The 22,544-nt window shown below is 40.0% G+C and carries 18 protein-coding genes; 17 read left to right on the forward strand and 1 reads right to left on the reverse strand.

What is annotated here, in order from left to right; genetic code table 11:
- The first annotated feature begins 26 nt into the window (after window positions 1-26).
- From KI363_RS03125 to KI363_RS03140, 4 genes are all read left to right on the forward strand, one after another.
- Window positions 27-977, forward strand: coding sequence for a GNAT family N-acetyltransferase (locus KI363_RS03125; protein ID WP_158320625.1), 951 nt, complete (start codon window positions 27-29; stop codon window positions 975-977).
- A gap of 158 nt (window positions 978-1,135) precedes the next feature.
- Window positions 1,136-1,837 (forward strand): PIG-L deacetylase family protein, encoded by a 702-nt coding sequence (locus KI363_RS03130; protein ID WP_158320626.1) that lies wholly within the window; start codon window positions 1,136-1,138, stop codon window positions 1,835-1,837.
- Window positions 1,838-1,866: 29 nt separating this feature from the next.
- A complete protein-coding gene (locus KI363_RS03135) occupies window positions 1,867-3,012 on the forward strand; it encodes an exo-beta-N-acetylmuramidase NamZ family protein (protein ID WP_158320627.1) in 1,146 nt (381 codons plus the stop codon).
- 200 nt (window positions 3,013-3,212) lie between these two features.
- Complete coding sequence (locus tag KI363_RS03140) at window positions 3,213-4,100, forward strand: MurR/RpiR family transcriptional regulator (RefSeq protein WP_191967331.1); 888 nt, start codon at window positions 3,213-3,215, stop codon at window positions 4,098-4,100.
- Between the two features lie 216 nt (window positions 4,101-4,316).
- On the opposite strand, the gene KI363_RS03145 is transcribed toward KI363_RS03140, so the two are convergent.
- A complete protein-coding gene (locus KI363_RS03145) occupies window positions 4,317-4,886 on the reverse strand; it encodes a C1q-like domain-containing protein (protein WP_212965473.1) in 570 nt (189 codons plus the stop codon).
- Window positions 4,887-5,236: 350 nt separating this feature from the next.
- Between KI363_RS03145 and KI363_RS03150 the strand changes: the two genes are divergently transcribed.
- The 13 genes from KI363_RS03150 to KI363_RS03210 all read left to right on the forward strand — a co-directional run bounded on the left by KI363_RS03150 (window position 5,237) and on the right by KI363_RS03210 (window position 22,458).
- Window positions 5,237-6,325 (forward strand): hypothetical protein, encoded by a 1,089-nt coding sequence (locus KI363_RS03150; protein ID WP_212965474.1) that lies wholly within the window; start codon window positions 5,237-5,239, stop codon window positions 6,323-6,325.
- Window positions 6,326-6,587: 262 nt separating this feature from the next.
- Window positions 6,588-7,304 (forward strand): GntR family transcriptional regulator, encoded by a 717-nt coding sequence (locus KI363_RS03155; protein WP_246516728.1) that lies wholly within the window; start codon window positions 6,588-6,590, stop codon window positions 7,302-7,304.
- A gap of 60 nt (window positions 7,305-7,364) precedes the next feature.
- A complete protein-coding gene (locus tag KI363_RS03160; protein ID WP_212965475.1) occupies window positions 7,365-8,525 on the forward strand; it encodes an SIS domain-containing protein in 1,161 nt (386 codons plus the stop codon).
- A gap of 1 nt (window position 8,526) precedes the next feature.
- Complete coding sequence (gene gatY / locus KI363_RS03165) at window positions 8,527-9,378, forward strand: tagatose-bisphosphate aldolase subunit GatY (protein WP_212965476.1); 852 nt, start codon at window positions 8,527-8,529, stop codon at window positions 9,376-9,378.
- A 9-nt stretch (window positions 9,379-9,387) separates the two neighbouring features.
- The gene (gene pfkB / locus KI363_RS03170; protein WP_212965477.1) at window positions 9,388-10,326 is read left to right on the forward strand and encodes a 1-phosphofructokinase; all 939 of its coding nucleotides are present in this window, start codon (window positions 9,388-9,390) and stop codon (window positions 10,324-10,326) included.
- 8 nt (window positions 10,327-10,334) lie between these two features.
- The gene (locus KI363_RS03175; protein WP_212965478.1) at window positions 10,335-11,987 is read left to right on the forward strand and encodes a DUF4091 domain-containing protein; all 1,653 of its coding nucleotides are present in this window, start codon (window positions 10,335-10,337) and stop codon (window positions 11,985-11,987) included.
- A 117-nt stretch (window positions 11,988-12,104) separates the two neighbouring features.
- Entirely contained in the window at window positions 12,105-13,271 is a 1,167-nt protein-coding gene (locus KI363_RS03180) for a Gfo/Idh/MocA family protein (protein WP_158320635.1), read from the forward strand.
- Window positions 13,272-13,313: 42 nt separating this feature from the next.
- A complete protein-coding gene (locus KI363_RS03185; protein ID WP_158320637.1) occupies window positions 13,314-14,168 on the forward strand; it encodes a metallophosphoesterase family protein in 855 nt (284 codons plus the stop codon).
- 59 nt (window positions 14,169-14,227) lie between these two features.
- Window positions 14,228-15,454, forward strand: a complete 1,227-nt coding sequence (locus KI363_RS03190) for an MFS transporter (protein WP_158320639.1) — start codon at window positions 14,228-14,230, stop codon at window positions 15,452-15,454.
- Window positions 15,455-15,700: 246 nt separating this feature from the next.
- Complete coding sequence (locus KI363_RS03195) at window positions 15,701-17,077, forward strand: ABC transporter substrate-binding protein (RefSeq protein ID WP_212965479.1); 1,377 nt, start codon at window positions 15,701-15,703, stop codon at window positions 17,075-17,077.
- A gap of 215 nt (window positions 17,078-17,292) precedes the next feature.
- Window positions 17,293-18,483: a glycine C-acetyltransferase gene (locus tag KI363_RS03200; RefSeq protein ID WP_212965480.1), complete on the forward strand. Its 1,191-nt coding sequence runs from the start codon at window positions 17,293-17,295 to the stop codon at window positions 18,481-18,483.
- Window positions 18,484-18,508: 25 nt separating this feature from the next.
- Window positions 18,509-19,468, forward strand: a complete 960-nt coding sequence (locus KI363_RS03205) for an L-threonine 3-dehydrogenase (RefSeq protein WP_212965481.1) — start codon at window positions 18,509-18,511, stop codon at window positions 19,466-19,468.
- 299 nt (window positions 19,469-19,767) lie between these two features.
- On the forward strand, window positions 19,768-22,458 hold the full coding sequence (locus KI363_RS03210) for a M60 family metallopeptidase (protein WP_212965482.1): 2,691 nt from the start codon (window positions 19,768-19,770) through the stop codon (window positions 22,456-22,458).
- Window positions 22,459-22,544 lie beyond the last annotated feature (86 nt).

Raw genomic sequence — 22,544 nt, forward strand, 5'->3', positions numbered from 1 at the left:
AAATGCTGTGAAAGGAGAAATGAACAATGTACACATATCGACACTACGAATCTGGTGACGAAAAGAAAATTATCAAATTATGGAATGAAAGTTTATGGAAGGATCCTATTACTCCTAAACGTTTTCGCAATCTCGTCCTGTTGGATGCAAATTTTGATCCAAAAGGGATGAGGTTAGCGTTTGAAAATGACAAATTAATTGGATGCGTCTATGCGGTCAGAAGATTATTACCAATGTTTGACACTGATTTAGAGCCAGATAATGGATGGATCCCATTCTTCTTTGTTGATAAAGAATACCGTAAGTCTGGCGTAGGGGCACAACTAATGAAAGAGGCTTCTAACTTTTTGAAAGAAAATGGACGGAAGCAGCTGTTTTTCGCCTCTTACGCACCGAACTACATTATGCCTGGTATTGACGAAGAGGCCTATCCCGAGGCGTATCAATTTTTGCAAGCAGAAGGATTTTCAAAACTGTACTCTCCAGTTGCCATGGATCGCAATATTGTTGATTTCAAAATACCGGAAAATGTCAAAGAATTGATTAAACAAAGGGAGAACGAAGGCTATTCTTTTTCGCTTGCTGAAGATAAAGACCTGTATGAAGTCATTCAGTTTGCAAATCTGAAATTCAACCCAGACTGGGGACGTGCAATCAGAGAAGGGGTTCTTCAAGGTCTGCCGATGGAACATATTCTTGTTGCCAGAAATGGTGGAAATGTGGTAGGCTTTTGCATTTTCGGTGGATACGAGGGTGTCCCTGATAGATTCGGTCCATTTGGAGTAGAGCCAGAGGAACAAGGAAAAGGATTGGGGAAAATTCTTTTGAATCTGTGCTTGGAACAAATGAAAGCACAAAGCTTGCATGGTGCTTGGTTTCTTTGGACGGGTGAAAAAAGTGCCGCCGGTCATCTTTATAAAAAAACAGGGTTTGAAATCACTCGAACCTTTCATGTCATGAAAAAGAATATTGACTAAACATCATCGATAATTGCGTAAAACGTCTATTGAGCGAAGAACTGCTAATGAAGTTAGTTCACTAAAAAAGGGAAATAGGTATCACAAGTTATAAAGTATTTAAATGAGAAAAATAGTTCAATGAACAGTAGATTTTATTACTTTTAGGAGGAATTATTATGAAACTAGCGTTAGTAGGAGCCCATTGCGGAGATGTAGAACTTCAAGCAGGTGCGATTGCCCATAAATATGCAAAAGCGGGACATGAAGTCACTTTTGTTCATTTAACAGCGGGGGAGAAAGGAAATCCGCCTCATATCTCGGTTGAAGAATACCGTGAGCAAAAAATAAAAGAGTCTGAGAAGGTTGCGGAAGTACTTGGCGTAAAGACGATTACGTTGGATTATAAGGATGCAGAGCTTACCTTTAATGACGAAATTGTGACACGAGTGGCAACCTTATTAAGAAAGATTAAACCGAATGTGGTAATTACTCATTGGGAAAATAGCATCCATTCTGATCATGCCCTTTGTTACAAAATTGTGCAAGCAGCTCAGCTAAAGGCAGGTCTTCCTGGTTTTGACCTTGAGGGACTCCCCCCCCATTACTACGGGATTTATCATAGTGAGAATTGGGAAGATATGGAAGGGTATGTACCTGATATCTATGTCGATGTTTCAGAGGAATTCGATACGTATTTAGAAGCGTTGTCCCACTATTGGTTTATTATGAACTCTTCCTCTTTCCGCTATTATGATTATTATAAAGCGTTAGGAACGGTACGTGGGTGTGTAAATCGAACGCAATATGCGCAAACGCTAAAGTTTCCAACTGGAACTAACGTACGAAAAGGTGGTTTTATCCCAGGATATGAATTATAAAACTAGGTTTAAAAGAGAGTGGTGAGAGGATGAAAATTGGCTTAGACTTATTTTTAGAAAAAGATTACCAAGCTTTTAAAGGAAAGCGTATTGGCTTATTAACGAATTTAACAGGAGTAAATGAAAAGCTTATTCCAGCCATTGACTTGTTTCATGAACACCAAGACATTCATTTGACGGCTTTATATGGACCTGAGCATGGGATTCGTGGAGATGCCAAAGAAGGGGAACAAGTAGAATCTTCCATCGATCCTTATACTGGTTTACCTGTCTATAGCCTATACGGAGTATCGAAAAAGCCAAGTAAAGAGATGCTTGATCCTGTCGATGTCATTGTGTTTGACCTGCAAGATATTGGGTCAAGGTATTACACGTATATTTACTCGATGGCTTACGTGATGGAGGCATGTGCCGACTATGGTAAGGAATTTGTTGTCCTCGATCGTCCGAATCCTATTTCGGGCGTTTCCATTGAAGGGAATTTAGTAGAGGAAGATGTGCGCTCGTTTGTTGGGCTTTATCCTATACCGAATCGACATGGGCTTACAGTCGGTGAGATTGCACAATTCTATAAGCATGAGATGGGAATAGATTGTGATTTAACGGTTATTAAAATGGAGGGATGGGAAAGACAATTTTATTATGATGAAACCGACCTGTTTTGGGTGCCGTCTTCCCCGAATACAACTGGAATTGATATGACCATTCTTTATCCAGGCACATGTTTAATTGAAGGGACTAATATATCGGAAGGAAGAGGAACGACGAAGCCATTTGAGTATATTGGTGCTCCCTATATTGATGGATATCAATTGGCAAAAGCCTTCAACCAGAAACAACTATCTGGCGTTTTAGCCCGTCCAGTTTCTTATGTACCGAATGTGCAAAAATACCAAGGAGAAGTTTGTGAAGGGGTACAATTGCATATCGTTGATCGTAAATCTTTTTTCTCTTTGCAAACGGGCTTAACGATTATAGAGTTGATTGCTGAAATGTATCCACATGATTTTCAATTCAGACAACAGTACGGTAAGTATTTTTTCGATCTATTAGCTGGAACCAAAAAGCTACGTGATATTATTTTTCAAGGTCAAACAAAAGCGTTTCTGGAAAGTTGCGAAGTTGAAGTGGAACAGTTCCAACAGCAAAGACAGCCATATCTTCTGTATAAATAAAAACTTTCTTGAGAACCAAAACCAAGCAGTTCCATTTGCGAATACTCTCTTTTCATCTGGAAGAGGTCGATTCAAAGTGGTGGTTACGATTGGAGAGAGCGTAGTTGCAAGAGAAGGAGAGAAAATGGTAGGATCTTGTATATATGGTCGTTATGAGGAATTTTCCCATAAATGAAAAAATTGAGTTAGGATTGAAGTCTATGTCATTTGCAACAGGTGGATTAGTCATGTTATCTGAAATGCTGCCGAAATTGCCTCCTTCAGAAAGAAAGATTGCTACTTATATGTTGGAAAATCCTCGGGAGTCTATTTCATTAACAGCAAGTGAATTAGGGAAAAGAAGTTCAACCAGCAGTGCGGCAGTCATACGATTATGTAAATCCCTTGATTTAAAAGGATTACAGGAATTGAAACTGCGCATTGCAGGTGATTTACAAAAGGAACCCGCCCATGAGTTTCGTGATATTGAGCCCAATGAATCGAAGTATTCGATTATTGAAAAAATGACGGCGAATAGTATCCAAACATTAAAAGAAACGGCAGAATTATTAAGTGCAGATGAATTATCGAAAGCTATTACGGTGATTGAAAAGGCGCCGACGGTTCACTTTTTTGGTGTAGGGGCTTCTTATATTATTGCGGAAGATGCCCAGCAAAAGTTTCTTAGAATTAACAAAAATGCGACAGCGTTCAACGATGTCCACATGGCGGCGACGACTGTGGCGAATGCTAAGGAACATGATGTAGTCGTAGGGATTTCGTTCTCGGGGAATACGTATGAAGTAGCAAAAATTTTAGAATTGGCTAATAAACAGGATGCGACGACGATTAGTCTGACAAAATATGGCTCATCGATCGTCTCAGAACAGGCGGATATACGTTTATATATTTCGGCGACGAAGGAGCCGACTTTCCGTAGCGGAGCAACTTCTTCTAGAATTGGCCAGCTTCATGCAATCGATATTCTCTTTATGTGTGTGGCTTCTCAGCAATACGAAAAAGCGATTGCTTCAATTGATGAAACGAGAGAAGCGATCCAATTCATCCAAAAAAGCCGATCTTCTCGTTCAAGGAAAAGAGAGGATTAAGAAGAAAGACGACATTGGAAAGCACAATGCCGTCTTTTTTAAGGTAAGAAAGTGTAAAAATTTCTTTGGGATAAACCTGAGTGTTGGAGTTGTCTAACTCCAGCGCCCAGCGGCTAGCAAATTTAACGTCTTCTCCTACGATAATTCTACGATTATCAAAGAGCTGAATAAAAATAGGCGGACTCCCCCTGGAATCAGCCCAAAATATTCAATCCTTTAATTAATTCGAACTCCCTCAAATCGTACTTGGTTTGGGTTGGAGAAATTATTAATTGTTCCGGCAACACCGCTCCTAGCCATGACATCTACGACATCACCTGCTTGTAAATCAACAATGGCAGAGACACTCGTATAGCCTTCATTGCTAGGAAAATAATCAAACGCATCAGCTACAGGATTATCATTTACCCTCAGCAATAACTGAATAAAGTAGAGTTGACCTGTAGTAGTAGGGAAAAACTCAACGCTTGCGTGAAAAGAGTATAGGCCGCTATTCTGCGGAATAAAGTTACCAGTCGCGGTGTCATATTCATTGTTAACGTCTAGCCTTTCAGTCGTATATAAAACTTCTGTAAATGTTAATGCCGTTAACGGCATCGGCCCAGTTCTCACTGCCCTGAATGCTGAGGTTGCCTGGGTAATATCCAATTCAGCGGCTGCCGGAAATGTTTGTTCGTTTTGTAAAGATGAAGCGGTTAGCTCTCTATTTGTTCCCCTTGCCACATATGGAGCCAAGTAAGGCTTTGGTTCTCGATAACTGCTTCTTTTCTTAGAATGGGATGACATTATTTTTCTCCTTTCTTTACGTTCTTGAAGATGGAAGACCAGATCCGCAGCTGAGAAATGAGTTCCATCACTTGCTAAGACTGTACCGGCAGGAGTACTTCTCATTCCAGCTGATACTTAGTCCCCAGCATTTAACTGAATAAGATCAGAAATTGAAATTCATTACAATATACGGCATAAAGGCAATCAGTGAAACGGCATGTACCATGATAAACACAAATTTCCGCCTTATTGCCATTCTTGCCTGAAATGAAAAAGCCCTTGCGCTTTTCTTAACATGTTGTATGTCAGAAGTGCATATAATCGCATAGGCTAGAGTGGAGGAAGTTCATCAGATAGGAGATGATGAAATGAGCGGGAAGATTTTGCGCTATTTTGCAGGAGGCAATACAGCCAAGGGATTCTACAGTCTCTATGATTCGAATTTAGTGAATGTCGAGCGGGTTTTATTATTAACTGGAAGGTCTCAAAATGAAAAATCGGCGATAATGGAGCAGTTGTTAAATAAATGGAAAAATCATATAGGTTTAATTGAAATCATTCACAGAGCCAATCATCCTGATCAAATTGAAGGTTTTATTATTCGGGAGAAAGGATTTGCGATGATCGACGCGGATCCACCACGTATCATAGGTGAGGAGTATGTTGGGCCAGAATGGGAAACGATTGACCTTGAACAAGAAGATCGCACAGCAAAATTAGAAGCCAATCAACCGGAAATTGAATTATTACAGAGAAAAATGAAGGAACAATATGAAAAAGCTTATGAAGCATATGGGAAGGCTCTGCGCATACATGATGATTGGGAAGGTATTTACATTGGAAAAATGAACTTCGCGCAAGCTGATCAAGTAACTGAAAATCTTCTTGCTAATTTATTTACAGATACGGAAAAAACTACTGCGAAAAAATCGACGATATTGCGACGTTTCTTGGGAGCGGCTACTCCCGTAGGGGCTGTTGATTTCGTGGATAACATTACAGAAGGCTTGCAAAATAGATATTTCTTAAAAGGGCGAGCCGGAACGGGAAAATCAACGTTATTAAAGAAAGTCGTTGCGGAAGCAGAAAAACGTGGGTATGATTTAGAAATTTATCAATGCGGATTTGATCCAGAAAGTCTGGACATGGTCTTAATAAGGGAACTAGGTTGGGCGGTTTTTGATAGTACAGCCCCGCATGAATATTTTCCTGATCGCCCCGGAGATGTCATCATTGATATGTATGAACTCACAGTAGCACCGGGAACAGATGAAGCTTTTGCGGAGGAAATTGCTCATATTGAAGCAAAATATCGTGAACAAATGAAACAAGGGAAAAAACATTTGGCAGAAGCAAAGGAATTACAAGATCAGTTAGAAGACTTGTACTCAAAATGCTTCGATCATTCTCATATAGACAGTATTTACGATGAATTAGAACAATCTTTGCCATTATAGGAAGTCTTATTAGAAGGGGGTACCAAAACGCTCCCTTCTGGATATGGTTCCGTAATTCAGTGCCGAGGTTGCGTAATCCCGTGAAAAAGCTCGATAATTCAGTTCCAAGGTCGGTATCGTGTGGAAAGACTCAAAGTTTAGTAACATCTAGAAGACTTTAAATAAAATTTAAAGCGTTTCCCCTTCCATTCCTTCATAGACAATGATAAAATGAATATACTGGTAGTGACAAGATGACGTGAGGGAATGAAGGAGAATCATGATGCAGAAAGACAACCGGCTGCCCTTGTATTATCAATTAATGGACATTCTTGTGGATAGAATAGATTCAGGGGAATTAAAAGAGCATGATCGCCTTCCTTCTGAGCGTGAATTATGCGAAATGTATAATGTCAGTCGTACAACGGTTAGGCAAGCCATGCAGGAGTTAGAGAAGGAAAATTACATTTACAAACAGCATGGAAAAGGGACATACGTCTCGCCTAAAATCATTAATCAGAGTTTGGTAAAGTTTTATAGTTTTACTGAAGAAATGAAAAAGATTAACAAAGTACCTTCTACAAAGGTTTTAGCATTTGAACAGGTTGATTGCGATAGCAAATTAGCAATCAAGATGGAGTTAGAAGAAGGAGAGCAGCTATATAAAATTACACGTTTAAGATTAGCAGATGACACACCTATGCTATACGAGACTTCCTACCTGCCTGTGAGAAAGTTCCCAGATTTACAAGTAGAAGCACTGAAAAAACAACCGATGTACACGATATTCCGCGATTTATATCAGGTGCAGCTAACCAAAGCGAATGAACGCTTCCGAGCAGTACCTACGACGCAGGAAGAAGCAGAGTTACTGCAAATCAGTCAGAATGAGCCAAGTTTATTAATTGAGAGGCTTACATTTGAGCATGAAACAGTTGTAGAATACACATCTACTATCGCTCGAGGCGACAAATTTACCTACTCAGTGGAGTTGACTTAACGCTGAGTAGTGTTAGGATTATCTGGTCATGACAACATTACACGGAAGGAAGGATATGAATTGAGTAAAGTTCAAAAAGAATTGACTCACACAAGAAGAGAAATTGAGCAACAACCTGATCTATGGGTTAAAACAATCAGACAATTTTCTAAGGAAAAGGAAAAAATGGAGCACTTTCTCCATGCCATTGGGCAAAGGCATCCGCATGCACGTGTGATTTTTACGGGTGCGGGTACAAGCGCATTCATCGGAGAAACGATTTATCCGTATGTTAGACAAGCGATTCGAAATAAAGGGTGGGAGGCTGAGGCGATTTCCACAACGAATTTAACAGCCAATCCTTATTTATTTTTAGATAAAGAGATTCCGACTATTCTAGTTTCCTTCGCACGTTCTGGTAATAGTCCTGAAAGTGTGGCTGCAGTGGAACTCGCGGAAAAGCTTGTGGATGAATTCTATGAGATTACCATTACTTGTAATCAAGCTGGGGCGCTTGCTAAGAGGGAACAAGGGAAGGAACGACAACTTGTTCTTATTCTTCCAGAAGAATCCAATGATAAGGGATTAGCAATGACAAGTAGTTATTCGACGATGGTTTTAACTGCTTTATATCTATTCAGCGAAAACAAACCAGGTTTTGAACAGACCATCTTGGATGTTTCCACAGCCGGAAAAGAAATGTTAGAGATATGCGCCAACCTCATTCCGAAATTAGTAGAAGAGGATTTTTCGCGAATTGTTTATTTAGGTTCTGGGGTATTTGAAGGATTATCCAGGGAATCGGCACTCAAGTTTTTAGAGTTAACAGCAGGGCGTTTCCCAACGATGTTTGATACCTCCTTGGGTTTCCGCCATGGACCAAAATCAATTTTAAGTTCTAATACGATGGTCGTTGTCTATTTATCTAATCATCCGTATACAAGAAAGTATGATCTTGATATTTTGAAAGAAATTTATGCGGCAGAAGATAGAGGGAAGATTGTCGCTATTTCTGGTAGTCAAGATGCTGACGTGGAAAAATATAGTGATTATCAAGTCACGATCCCACTATCTGACAAAGACGATATTAACCTTGCACTACCCTTTGTCATTTTCGCCCAATTATTTGCTTATGAAAAATCACTTCATAGTGGAATTTCACCGGATAACCCATCCCCCACAGGCGTGATTAGTCGAGTTGTTCAAGGCGTGCAAATTTATCCTTTTGAGGGGGAATTGTAAAATGGCAACATCAACAATGAATCTTTTTCAGCAAGCACAAGCAGGGAAATATGCGATTCCTGCCTTTAATGTCCATAATTTGGAGATTACAAAGGCTGTACTGGAAACAGCAGAGGAAATGCAATCCCCCGTGCTTTTGGCCGCAACACCTGGAACAGTTAAATATGTGGGGGAAGAATTTTTGATCGGAATCATGGAGGCCGCTAAGAAGAAGTATAGCATTCCGTTTGATGTCCATTTGGATCACCATGAAAATGTTGAGGATATTAAAAGAATGATTGATATGGGAGTAGGATCGGTGATGATTGATGCGAGTCACCATTCCTTTGAAGAGAATATCAAAATCGTTCAAGATGTGGTCGATTATGCTCGGCCGAAGGGTGTACTCGTGGAAGCTGAACTAGGTCGCTTAAGTGGAATCGAGGATGATATGAGTGTAGATGAGAAGGATGCAATTTATACCAACCCTGATCAAGCGAGGGAGTTTGTGGAGCGTACAGGCATTGATACTTTAGCAGTTGCAATTGGAACAGCACATGGTTTGTATAAGGGAGAGCCAAAATTAGACTTGGAGCGTCTGAAAGAAATTCGTGAGGTTGTGGATATTCCACTTGTTCTTCATGGGGCTTCTGGCATCCCTGACGCCTTAGTCCATGAAACGATTCACTTAGGCATTTGTAAAGTGAATGTCGCAACAGAATTAAAGAATGCTTATGTTGCAGGGCTAAGAAACTATTTATCTGCTCATGTGGATGAAAATGACCCACGTAAATATTTCAGTGAAGCGATTGAGGATCTTAAGAAAGTGGTTGAAAGTAAGATAACGATGTGCCAGAGTGCACAGAAAGCGTAGGTTAAGTCAATGATTGTAACGGTCACCTTAAATCCAGCAGTAGATATCGCTTATAAAGTAGACCATTTTAAAATTGGACACGGGCATCGTGTAGAGCCTGGAAGAAAAACAGCAGGTGGAAAGGGACTAAATGTATCCCGTGTCTTAAAAAAGTTAGGCGAGAACCCAGTTTGTACAGGATTTTTAGGTGGGAATAATGGCAAATGGATTATGGATCAGCTTGGACAAGAAGAACTTGAGCATACTTTTATTGAGATAAAGGGTGAGACAAGAACTTGTCTAGCCTTTCTAGATGAAGAATTAGGAACACAAACAGAGTTGATGGAAAAAGGCCCAGTTGTATCTGAAGAGGAACAGGAAGAATTCGAGGAGGTCTTAAAACAGCTGATGAGTGAAGCGGGCATGATTATTGCATCTGGGAGCTTGGCTTCTGGCATTCCCGCTTCCTATTATCGAGAGATAGGTGAATGGGCACGAGCTGTACATATTCCTATTCTATTAGATACAAGTGGAGAGGCCCTTGAAAAAGGTATAGAAGGAAAGCCATTTTTGATTAAGCCGAATAAAGACGAACTCTGTAACTATATGAATCAACCTGATTTAACGTTGGACGAAATGATCGCCGCCGCTAAAAAGATTTGTGGCCAAGGTGTACAGTATGTACTTGTATCACTTGGAAAAGAAGGAGCTATTCTAGTGGGGAACGATCATTTTCTAAAGGCCGAGATCCCAACTGTACAGGTTGTAAACCCAGTTGGCTCTGGCGACAGCATGTTGGCTGGAATGGCTTATGCTTTGCAGAAGAAATATTCACTTGAAGAATGTCTGAAATGGGCTTGTGCATGTGGTACAGCCAATGCTATGGAACAAGGGACAGGGACAATTCAGCCTCATATTGTCCAAGAATTAATAAGAAAAACCAAAATTACGCAAGAGGAAAAGGGGTAAATAAGTATATGTTACAATTCCAATTGACAGATTCATTGGAAAAGGTTTTTCCGAAAAAGCAACCACGGGTATGGGAGAGAAATAGAATAAGTCTCTTTCAAAAAGAGCTATATTCATTCCAATTAGCCTATCAGTATGAAGGTTTAGAAAACAAGACGGTTCAGCTCCTAGTGGAAGCGGATGCAGTGGATATAAAACTTAGCCAGGTGAAAAAAGTTCCATCTGATTTACCGGCATATCCTGACCGACATGATGACAATTATTTATCAATAGAACCGGGATTATATCCCGATCTGTTGGAGCCGGTCACAGCTGAAAAAGTACAACTAGAAACAGATGGATGGAATGCTATTTGGATCGATATCCAGCCGGGAAGCCAAGCTGTAGGGAATCAGACGATAAAAATTGCCGTTTTAGATGAGGAACAACAATCTCTTTACCAAGAGACAGTTGAAATTCGTGTTCTTCCTCATGAACTCCCTGCCCAAAGGCTGATCCATACGGAATGGTTTCATGCCGATTGCTTAGCCGATTACTATCAGGTGGAGGCATTTTCTGAAGAACATTGGAACATTGTGGAGAACTTTATTCAAACAGCCGGGGAATATGGCATTAATATGATTTTGACCCCCATTTTCACCCAACCGCTGGATACAGAGGTAGGGGGAGAAAGAACAACCGTTCAATTAGTACAAATGGAGTATGAGAACGGAAAGTATTCATTTGATTTCTCCCTTTTAAAAAGATGGTTGGAAATATGTGAGCGCCATCATATTCAATATATTGAGATTGCCCATTTATTTACCCAATGGGGGGCGGAATTTACCCCGAAAATAATGGTGCAGGAGAATGGACAATTAACGAAGAAGTTTGGTTGGCATGTGAAAGCAGATAGTGAGGAATATCAGGCTTTTTTACAAGCCTTTTTACCAGAATTAACCGCCTTTTTAAAGGAAAATTGGCAACAGGAACAGGTTTATTTCCATATTTCGGATGAGCCAGGTGGTCAAAACCTTGAGATGTATTCAAAAGCAAAAGAATTAGTAGCACCTTACTTAAAAGGATTTCATGTTATTGATGCTTTAAGCAATTATAGCTTTTATGAAAAGGGAGTGGTTGCGAAGCCAGTTGTTGCTTCTAACCATATCCAACCTTTTATTGATCACCAAGTTCCTGGTCTTTGGACGTATTACTGTTGCTCACAAAACGTAGATGTAAGCAATCGGTTCATGGCGATGCCCTCTGCAAGAAATAGAGTGATAGCGACACAATTATTTAAATATGATATCGAAGGATTCCTTCATTGGGGCTATAACTTTTATAATAGCCAATTTTCCAAGGAACCTATTGACCCATACAAGATTACAGATGCTAAAAAAGGCTTCCCTTCAGGTGATCCCTTTCTTGTATATCCTGGGAAAAAGGGAGAAGCGTACCCATCAATTCGATTAAAAGTCTTTTATCAAGCCTTGCAGGATTTACGGGCTTTCCAGTGGCTTGCAGAGTTAGAAGGAAAAGAAGAAGTTCTTAGTAAAATAGAGTACCAAGGTGAGATTAGTTTTACAAAATATCCCCAAGAGGCTAGCTATCTATTTGATTTACGAGAAGAAGTGAATCAGGCAATTGAAAAGGCTTTAAATCGAGTGGCAAGCAGAAGATAAGAAGTGGCGGCTATTTCTACTCCAGTGCTAGGGTGTAATGATTTGTGGTCGGCCTCCTGTAAGGAGTTAAATATAGTTTCAAATGCAGTTTTTAAAAAAACAAGGGGAGTGAAAAACATGAAACAAGTAAGAATGGGGATTATTGGAGCTGGATTAAGAAGTGGGATTGCGAAAAATTGGCATGATCCTAATGGAGAATCGATTGTTGTGGCTGCAGCAGATATTTCAGAGGACAGATTGGCTAATTTTAAGAAAGAGATAAACCCTGATGCCTTTGTGACGACGGATTATCGTGAATTACTAAAGCAAGAGGATATTGATGCTGTCGCAGTCCTATCACCAGATTTTCTACATGAAGAACATGCTGTAGCTGCTTTGAAGGCGGGGAAACATGTGTATTGTGAGAAGCCCTTAGCGATTACCGTAGAGGGCTGTGACCGCATCATTGAAACCGCCAATGAAACAGGAAAGCATTTGATGGTCGGCTTTAATATGCGTTATATGAGCATGTATCAAACAATGAAAGGGATTGTCGATTCCGGGATTATCGGTGATATTAAAGCGGTTTGGGTCAGACATTTTGTTGGGTTTGGTGGTTATTTCTATTATCATGATTGGCATGGATTGAGCCGTAATACCACCTCATTGCTATTACAAAAAGGCTCCCATGACTTGGATGTGATTCATTGGATTACAGGTAAATATACAAAAAGAGTTTCAGCATTCGGAAGTCTCGATTTCTTTGGCGGCGATATGCCGAATACACTCACATGTCCGGAATGTGATTTGAAAGATACTTGTACCGAATATAGTCCTCATACATTGACAGAATGTGCTTTCCGTGAAGAAATTGATGTAGAAGATAACAATATGCTAATCATGGAGCTAGAAGGTGGTATTAAAGCTTCTTATCTTCAATGCCATTTTACGCCAGATTATCAACGAAACTATGTCTTTATTGGCACAAAAGGGAGAATGGAAAACTCCGAATTAGAAGGAAAAGTATATGTAAAAACAAGAAAATCAAATTCTTGGAATGAACTTAGTGATCAAACCTATGATATTAAAAAAGAGCAAGGCAGTCATGGGGGCGCAGATCCTAAGATTACCAAAGACTTCATTAATCTAGTTTTACACAATAAACAACCACTGACATCTCCTGTTGCGGGAAGAATGAGTGTGGCCGTAGGCTGTGCAGCAACCGAATCGATTCGTTCAGGTGGAAAAGTCATGGAAATTACGAAAAGTCCTGTGATCAGTGAGTTGCTAGAGGAGAGTAAATAACGGCAAAGCTTTGGGATGACAATTTTCGAATAGGAGAAGAAAATGAGGACACCTATTTTGGAATTTTTCGTGATCAGTGATTTTCAGGTAACAGTAGGGGACAAGAAATCTCATGAAAAATTACGGAGCGCCTTACACAAACTAAAAGCGATCAATCCCTTTCCAGATGCTCTAGTGGTGAATGGCGATATGATTAGTGATGGGAAAGAAGAAAGCTATCAAAAAGTGCGCGAGGTGATGGAGGGGGAATTCTACCCCTCTAACACCTTCTTTACAATCGGGAATCATGAATATTTTAAAAATGACGGGAACCGTCCTTCCATTGAGCGATTTCTCAACTTTGCCGGCCTTGAGAAGCTTTATTATGAGAGGATTGTCAAAGGTTTTCCTTTTCTATTCCTTGGTTCAGAAAGCTGGGGGCCAATAGGATCCCCAACGAAGGATTCGGCTGTATTGAGTAAGGAACAGTTAGACTGGTTGGAACAAACATTAAAAAAATACAAAACAATGAAGTTACCTATTTTTGTCTTTTTGCATCAGCCTCTTCCATTTACATTAGCTGGAACGGATTTACCCTATTATCAAAATGGTGTCCTTCAAGCACGGGAATTACATGATTTATTATCGTCTTATCCGCAGATAATCTTATTTTCAGGTCATACACATTGGGATCTGCATTTCCCAAAAATGTTTGTGAAAGGTCGCTTTGCTATGGCAAATTCAGGTGCTATTTATAACACCTATGGCCCAGATGAACAAGGACATGAAAAGGTAATAGACTCAAATGGTTGCCAAGGGTTGTATGTTCAAGTATATGATGGTGAAGTAATGATTCGGCCCCGAGATCTAGCAAAGGGTGAGTGGATTAATCCTCCTTTTTCCGTGAATAGGTTGTAAAAGCTATATCTTACTATTAAAATACTCCTATATTCAATTCAGTAGGGAGAGTAACATTTATGCACAAAAAAGCCGTAAATAAAGCCCCTGTCATTATTATTGCCATCATTACGGCGATTAGTGTTCTCGGAAATGAAATGTTGTTAATTGTGATGCCTATTTATTGGAAGTTTTTTGGATTAACTGCATTATGGCAGGTAGGTATTATTTTGTCGATAAACCGGATTATTCGCTTACCAATTAATTCTGTTGTAGGTTGGTGTTACCAAAGAATTAGCAAACGGACTGGGGTACTGATTGCGGTGATTTTAGCAGTTGTATCAACCTATTCATATGGGACACTTAAGGGTTTTTGGCTTTTACTAATCATGCGAATTCTTTGGGGGATTTCTTGGTCTTTACTTCGCTTAGGCGGCTATTTAACCGTTCTTTCTTCAAGTGATCGCCAGACAAGAGGGCAATTTATGGGCCTTTACAATGGGCTTTGGGGCTTGGGCACACTCTTTGGGATGTTAATTGGTGGTCTATTTGCAGACTTGATTGGCATCCAATGGATTACGACTGTTTTTGCGATATTAGGAATCTTGACCCTACCATTTGCAGTTCGCTTTGTTCCAAACACCCTAAGTGAAGTAGAAAAAAATCGTTCCGTAGATAAAAAAGGATCGATCCTAAAAAATAAAACTCAATTAAAAATATTATTCAATGGTTTGCTTGTTGCCTTGGTAGTCTATGGAATATATTTTTCAACGATTAGTAAACTAATGGAATATCAAATGGATCAAAATTTTATCATTTTAGGCTTTTCTTTGGGGGCAGCGGCTGTTGCAGGAATTGTACAGTCCGTTAAATTAGGAACAGATCCGTTTACGGCCCCTTTAATAGGAAGATGGTCAGATGGAAAAAATGGGCGCATGCCTATGCTTTTATTGGCTTATATTCTAGGGGCAGTCCTCTTTGCATTCATACCATTGTCTTTACCGTTTCCGCTTTTTTTAATTCTAGTCTTTGCTTTTCAATTAGTGGCAACTATTTTTATTACGACAAGTGATTCTCTAGCAGCAGACGTAGCAAACGGACCAACTTCCGTTAAAATGATGACCTACTATACATTGGTGGTGGATCTCGGTTCTGCCTTAGGACCGTTAATTAGCTTTATTGTATTAGACTTTATTGGACTTAGATGGCTTTATTGGCTAACCAGCCTACTTTTATTAGGCGCCTTTAGTTATGGGTTTCTAACCTTTCGTTACCAGAAAAAGGCAAAAGTGGCGGATGTTTCCTGAGCTTAATGCTATAACCAGCCTTTTTCAGTTTGTCTATGGCATAAAGGAAAAAGGCAGGTCATAGTGTAATAGTAGGACTACTTTCAATATTTTTGGGATGTAAGCGCTGTATAAATTATGCTTGCAGGTTACAACAATTGTACAGAAAAAGGGGGCGGACGATAGAAAAGCATTTTCATGGTTGTCTGGTCATGACGTCATGTTAGGCGGGAAGTATAAGAAAACTAGAAAACAGGGAGATTTGTCATGAGAATGAGTCGTTTCCACACAAAAAAGCTTTGGATGATTAGTCTATTATTCTTATTGTTTTTCGGAACTGCTTGCAGTAAAGGAGGCAATGAATCCACGGATGCGTCTGAGTCAAATACGAATGATGGTGCGGAGGTGGAGGAATTACCTGAAATTGATATGGATCAACCGATTACCCTAAAAATGAATGATTGGCGGGGGGAGGAAGTATTCAACGAGGCCATTAAAGGGCCTGTGGAAGAGGCATTTCCCAATGTGACATTGGAGCTCATCCCGATTATGCCATATAAAGATAGTTTTGAAGAACAATTTGCAAGTGGTAACATCCCCGATATTGTGATGGGCCCTGATTTTCGCTACATCCCTGTCATTAAAGAAGTTGATCTTGCGTACGATATGACAGAGTTGATCGAAAAATATGGTTTTGAAAATATCGATCGTTTTGATCAAAATTTCCTTGATCATATCCGCGCTTTTTCGGAGAGTAAAGAGGAACTATGGGGAATCCCTTATATGCACAATAAGGCGGCCTTACACTATAATAAAGATATTTTTGATTTATTCAGTGTCGATTATCCAACAGATGATATGACGTATGATGAGGTAATTGAACTTGCCGCTAAGGTCACAGGAGAAAGAAGCGGTACCTATTATACGGGAATGGTGATGCCATCACCGGATCGCTATTTATTTCCACCTTTAGGGATTACGTTAGTGAATGCTGATACAGATGAACCTCAGTTCACCACCATTCCGGAGATAAAAGATATTTTAGAGACTTATAAAAAAGTAAATGAATTTCAACAAGGGGATCCGCTTCATGGGGATGGCGCGATTGATCAATTCATTGCAGAACAAACGTTAGCCATGGTTCCAATGTATTTTCTTGGACTAGACTGGACCGGTCTGCTTGAAGCACAGGAACAAGGAATGAATTGGGATATTGTCACATTTCCCAAATGGAAAGATCAAGGCGATGTATCCGCATTTTCGGATGGTTATTGGGTAGGAGTCACCTCGGCAAGTGAACACAAGGAACAGGCTTTCAAAGTGATTGAATTTTTATTAAGCAATGAACAGGTGGCCCATAAGATACGCTATCCAGAGGAATCAGTCTATACCGATGAACAATTTTTCTCGATGGCTGAAGATATTCGTAATCCTTTATTAGCTGAAAAAAACATGGAATCCCTTTATAAATATCCCGCGCCTCCAGCACCAGATGGCCGGTCTAAATATGAGGAAATAGCGAAACAGGTTTTAGGTGAACAATTAAATGAGTTTTTAACGACAGATATTGATGTTAACACCTTTTTGCGAGAGCTGCAGGAGGAAACGGAGATCCGTATCAAGGATGCAAAATCCCAACAATGATGGTATTTGCTGGTTAAACAACAGCAGGGGATGAAGGGGGACTATGATCCCTCTTTTTTTTGTTAAAAATGTCCTCTATTCATGGACAATTTAAGTTGATGTGGTATAGTATGTGTATAAATCAGTATTATCAAGAACCATTTGTGTTTTTGGTGAGGACATATGTATTTTGTGCACTAACGTGGAAACAATGATTACGATATGGAGGGGTTGGAATGACAAGTCAAAATTTGCATGCCTTTTTGAAGGGAAATCTGAATGAATTGCGAGAACAAGGTCTTTATAATGATATCGATGTGGTAGAAAGTTCGAATGGCCCAATCATAAAGTTAGACGGTAAAAGTTTAATCAATTTGTCTTCAAATAATTATTTAGGCCTTGCAACAGATGAGCGATTAAAGGAAGCAGCCATCCAGGCGATTCAAGAATGGGGTGTAGGCGCTGGAGCGGTTCGTACGATTAATGGAACGTTATCCGTTCATACTCAGCTTGAAGAATCGATCGCTGAATTTAAAGGAACAGAAGCGGCAATTGCCTATCAATCCGGTTTTAACTGTAATATGGCAGCGATTTCATCAGTGATGGATAAGCATGATGCAATTTTATCAGATGAATTAAATCATGCTTCCATTATAGATGGTTGTCGCTTATCTAAAGCAAAAATTATTCGCGTGAATCATTCTGATATGGGTGATTTACGGCAAAAAGCGCAAGCAGCAAAGGAATCTGGCCAATATAATAAGATCATGGTGATAACGGATGGCGTCTTTTCGATGGATGGGGATATCGCTAAGCTACCAGAAATAGTTGATATTGCCGAAGAATTTGATCTCATTACGTATGTCGATGATGCTCATGGGTCCGGTGTACTTGGTAATGGAGCTGGTACTGTAAAGCACCTTGGATTACAAGATAAGGTGGATTTCCAGATCGGCACATTATCGAAAGCGATTGGAGTTGTTGGGGGATATGTCGCCGGTAAGAAAGAGTTGATTGACTGGCTAAAGGTGCGGTCCCGTCCCTTCTTGTTTTCTACGGCGGTTACACCAGCCGATGCTGTTGCAGCCACAAAAGCGATTGAGTTATTAATGGAAAGCAAAGAATTAAATGAACGTCTCTGGGAAAATGGTGATTATTTGAAAAGGAGATTGAAAGATTTAGGGTTTGATATCGGGCATAGTGAAACCCCTATCACCCCATGTGTGATAGGTGAAGAGAAGAAAACGCAACTATTTAGTAAACGGCTTTATGAAGAAGGAGTGTACGCAAAATCGATCGTTTTCCCAACTGTGCCAAAAGGAACCGGCCGTGTTCGGAATATGCCAACTGCCGCTCATACGAAGGAAATGCTTGATCAAGCAATAGCTGTTTATGAAAAGGTTGGCAAGGAAATTGGAATCATCTAAACAAGTTGGAGCAGGGGGAAATCCAATGAAGAAAATATTGGTAACAGGGGCGCTTGGACAAATCGGTACTGAGTTGGTGATGTTGCTTAGAGATCTTTACGGAAAAGACAATGTCATTGCTACAGATATTCGCAGGAATGAGACGATGGCGGCAGTACTGGAACCATTTGAAATCTTAGATGTAACAGATGGAGAAAACATGTATCAATTGGCTAAAAGATATAAGGTAGATGCGATCATTCATTTAGCAGCAATGCTATCAGCTACTGCGGAAAAAAATCCGCTGGCTGCATGGCATTTAAATATGGGGGGATTAATCAATGCACTTGAGACTGCCAAGGAGCTTGGAATCCAACTATTTACACCAAGTTCCATTGGCGCTTTTGGTCCGTCAACTCCTAAAGATAAAGCTCCTCAAGCTACGATCCAAAGGCCAACCACCATGTACGGCGTCAACAAGGTTGCTGGTGAACTTTTATGTGATTATTATTTTGCTAAGTATGGAGTTGATACGCGCGGAGTACGTTTCCCGGGGCTTATCTCTTGTATAGCTCCTCCTGGAGGTGGAACAACGGATTATGCAGTAGAGATTTATCATGCCGCTATTGAGAGAGGGAGATACGAGTCATTTATTGAAAAAGGCACTTATATGGATATGATGTATATGCCTGATGCCCTTCAGGGGGTTGTGCAATTAATGGAAGCGGATCCGAAAAGGTTAAAACATCGTAATGCTTATAATATTGCTGCAATGAGTCTTGAACCAGAAGGGATCGCGGCAGAAATTCGCAAACACATCCCCACATTTGTGCTAGATTACAAGATCGATCCTGCCCGCCAGGCGATTGCTGATAGTTGGCCGAATTCCATTGATGATTCTACGGCGCGTGAAGAATGGGGATTTCATGCAAAATATGATTTGGAGAACATGACGGCCGATATGTTGAAAAAAATCCGTGGAAAAGCGAAGATTACTAGACAATGAGTTATTGAAAAAGGGCTATTCTGCTGAAGACGAATAGCCTTTATAGGGATAAAGCCGCCAATGTCATAGTTATTTATTACCATTTTCTACCAATAGGATTGCAATGCAACACATATTAAAATATATTTAGTTTGTGTAAACGCTTTAATACATGAGGTGAAAAGGAGGTATCCATTTTAATAAGTAGATAAAGTTTTAAGTGGTAGTGACATTATGACATGGAGAAGTTTTATCGTTCATTAAGTTGATTCCAACTGGTTATGACATCATGCCTACTAAAAATCATTGGAGGGATTATGTTGAGGAAAAAATGGATGAACGTAATTTTGGCTGGAAGTTTAGTTGGATGCATGTCTCCGGTTACGATATCGGATGCGAAAGCTCAAGCTCCAACATTATTTGAAAAAGGGTCGTCATTAAATACGGAGATTGAACAACTCCAAAACGACCTTGCTATGTTTTATGAAGATTTGGAAGGATTTCCTGTTTATTCAAGTTCACATTCAGGTGGAATAAGCGCGATCGGCGATAATGCTTTTGTTGTTGCCGTTAATCCAGACTCTGTTCCTTTTGTTGGAGCGGCCAGATATGGAGAAGGAAGAGTAGTAGCAGCGGGGCTGAGTGAGTACTTTGACTTTTCCAATGCCGATGTTGTAAAAACAAAGGTTTTAACCAATATTTTAAAATGGGTGACAGAAAAGGATCGCGAAGATTCTACCTATCCAACCTATGAAAAAGCGTTAAAGGGAGAGCGAAAAATCACGGTAGTGACGAATCGGGAAATACCCGCGAGTGAGGATTTACCGATTCATATAGAATATGTAACTGATTTCCAGTCAGTAAATCTTAACCCATCGCAACATCAAGTTGCTTTCGTTAATAACTTTCATCAACCACTCTCGGTAGAAGAAGTACAGGCTTTACTAGATTATGTTAGGGAAGGTGGAGCTGTCATCTTCGGTGAAAAAGGTTGGGTAATGGAAGGGCATCCAAAGGAATGGATGGCAAAAGAAAATAGTACCCCAAGACTTACAGATTATGGCATACAAACATTTCTAAATGAAGTAGGTCTTTCTCTCACAAATATTATTGCAACCACCAAGACAGAGACTTATCCACAAATGCAACCAGAAAAAATTCAAAATTATTTTGTACCAACTCTTATTGAAAAAGCAAAAGCTATTGAGGATGGAACATTAGATCCCAGCACACTTAACATCGGCTCAGATGGAGCAAGTCCCGATAAAAAGAAAGAGATTATTGCCCAAGTTGTGAGTGCAACAATTGGCAGTTTAATAGAGGGACATCCTTTACTTGAACAGATGAAAGAAGATTTAACAGAATTTGAGATTAATTGGCCATTTGTAAAAAGTGATTATCCATATTCTAGTTCCCTATTGGCTTATCAAGTAAATGAGGCATCATTAAACCCTAATGGTGAAAAATCTCCTTATGCCGATCATTTTCCAGGGCCTGTAGCCGAGAATGCGGAAGTGATTGAAGATAAAGAGATTACAGTTAATTTTGATTATCAAGATCTTAGTCATCTTCGTATGGGATATCCACCCGGAAACTGGATTAGTACAGAACTTTATGCGCCAGCTGGAGAAGTCATCACAATTAACGTGCCCGAAGGAGTCGAAGATTTATATGTACAAGTTGGTTCACATACGGATGTTCTAACTGGAAAACCATCATGGAGCCGGATGCCGGTGGTGGCTTTACAGCAAAAACTTGAGCCAGGTACGAATCAAATTAAGAGTCCTTACGGCGGATTGGTGTATCTAATTCCGAAAACAGCAAAATCAGGATTCAAAGCACCAATTCATATTAGTGGTGCTGTCGCCTCACCGACCTTTGTGAAAGGAGAAACAACGAATGAGGAGTGGCATCGTTCGATCAAGAATAACCCAGCTCCGTGGGGAGAATTAATTGGCGAACATGTGATTTTTACATTACCTAAAGAAACACTATTGGAAATGGAAAACCCTACGGAATTAATTGAGCATTGGGATCAAGTAACGGCGAGTTATGATGAATTTGTTGGTATTGATCCAGCATTGCCCCTGCCGCATAAAGGATTGGACAGGCAACATCGCTATGTTGCAGATGTGCAAATCAGTGCAGGGTATATGCATGCCGGATATCCAATGATGATCCCGATTGATCCAGCCGCATCCCATGTGGTTGATCCCAAGTTAGCCTTGGAACGAGGCTGGGGATTTTGGCATGAAATGGGTCATGAATATCAACAAAACCCATGGAAATGGGGAGACCTTACCGAAGTCTCTGTTAATATTTATACCCTTTATATTCAAGAGAAGTTTACCGATGTACAAAGACTGATTGAGAAAAGTAATGATGGAAAATCCCATTATGATCGGGCTTTGGAATTTGTTGCCGATCCTTCCACAACTAAAAAATACACAGATCTCGAACTGATGGACCAACTTGTGTTCTTTAAACAACTTCAGCTGGCCTTTGGATGGGATTTCTATACGGATCTGCATATTGCCTATCGTGAAATGGATGAAAAGGTACTTCCATCAACGGATCAAGAAAAGAAAGATATGCTTCTTTACATGGCATCGAAACAATCAGGTTATAACTTGGTTTCCTTCTTCCAAAAATGGGGTTGGAGTATCACGGACAATGGGCAAGCGAAAGTAGATGCTCTGGATTTACCTGATCCTGAGGTACCAATTTGGGAGTTAAGAGAATCAAATGTTGAGGATGCTTCGGCCTCACTGCTTCTGAACACACTTGATTCCTATCAAGCAAATTTACCTGAAAATGTCTATCATCCATTATCTGTCCATCTGAAATCTGTGGAACACTTCGAAAAGAAGGGTGAATCGGAAAAGGTGATTAAACATACGGATGGCTTTAAACAATTACTCGATCATCAAAAGGATAAAGAGCAAATTCCGGAATACGCCTATAACGTCTTAAAAAGTAATGCGAATTCATTGATTAAGAAGTGGCAATAGACTACTTGCTAAGAAATGAGTTTATTGAGGTTTAAACCCCTACTGAAAAATAGATAGGAGCACTTACTTTTAAGGGGGAAATTTTT

Source organism: Lederbergia ruris (assembly GCF_018332955.1).
Lineage (GTDB): Bacteria > Bacillota > Bacilli > Bacillales > Bacillaceae_C > Lederbergia > Lederbergia ruris.

What these genes read in the sequence shown, in the direction of transcription:
- KI363_RS03180 (WP_158320635.1), top strand. Translation starts at nt 12,105, where the DNA reads ATGAAACAAGTAAGAATGGGGATTATTGGAGCTGGATTAAGAAGTGGG.
- KI363_RS03200 (WP_212965480.1), top strand. Translation starts at nt 17,293, where the DNA reads ATGACAAGTCAAAATTTGCATGCCTTTTTGAAGGGAAATCTGAATGAA.
- KI363_RS03175 (WP_212965478.1), top strand. Translation starts at nt 10,335, where the DNA reads ATGTTACAATTCCAATTGACAGATTCATTGGAAAAGGTTTTTCCGAAA.
- KI363_RS03130 (WP_158320626.1), top strand. Translation starts at nt 1,136, where the DNA reads ATGAAACTAGCGTTAGTAGGAGCCCATTGCGGAGATGTAGAACTTCAA.
- KI363_RS03140 (WP_191967331.1), top strand. Translation starts at nt 3,213, where the DNA reads ATGTCATTTGCAACAGGTGGATTAGTCATGTTATCTGAAATGCTGCCG.
- KI363_RS03135 (WP_158320627.1), top strand. Translation starts at nt 1,867, where the DNA reads ATGAAAATTGGCTTAGACTTATTTTTAGAAAAAGATTACCAAGCTTTT.
- KI363_RS03145 (WP_212965473.1), bottom strand. Translation starts at nt 4,886, where the DNA reads ATGTCATCCCATTCTAAGAAAAGAAGCAGTTATCGAGAACCAAAGCCT.
- KI363_RS03205 (WP_212965481.1), top strand. Translation starts at nt 18,509, where the DNA reads ATGAAGAAAATATTGGTAACAGGGGCGCTTGGACAAATCGGTACTGAG.
- KI363_RS03125 (WP_158320625.1), top strand. Translation starts at nt 27, where the DNA reads ATGTACACATATCGACACTACGAATCTGGTGACGAAAAGAAAATTATC.
- KI363_RS03155 (WP_246516728.1), top strand. Translation starts at nt 6,588, where the DNA reads ATGCAGAAAGACAACCGGCTGCCCTTGTATTATCAATTAATGGACATT.
- KI363_RS03195 (WP_212965479.1), top strand. Translation starts at nt 15,701, where the DNA reads ATGAGAATGAGTCGTTTCCACACAAAAAAGCTTTGGATGATTAGTCTA.
- pfkB (WP_212965477.1), top strand. Translation starts at nt 9,388, where the DNA reads ATGATTGTAACGGTCACCTTAAATCCAGCAGTAGATATCGCTTATAAA.
- KI363_RS03190 (WP_158320639.1), top strand. Translation starts at nt 14,228, where the DNA reads ATGCACAAAAAAGCCGTAAATAAAGCCCCTGTCATTATTATTGCCATC.
- KI363_RS03185 (WP_158320637.1), top strand. Translation starts at nt 13,314, where the DNA reads ATGAGGACACCTATTTTGGAATTTTTCGTGATCAGTGATTTTCAGGTA.
- gatY (WP_212965476.1), top strand. Translation starts at nt 8,527, where the DNA reads ATGGCAACATCAACAATGAATCTTTTTCAGCAAGCACAAGCAGGGAAA.
- KI363_RS03150 (WP_212965474.1), top strand. Translation starts at nt 5,237, where the DNA reads ATGAGCGGGAAGATTTTGCGCTATTTTGCAGGAGGCAATACAGCCAAG.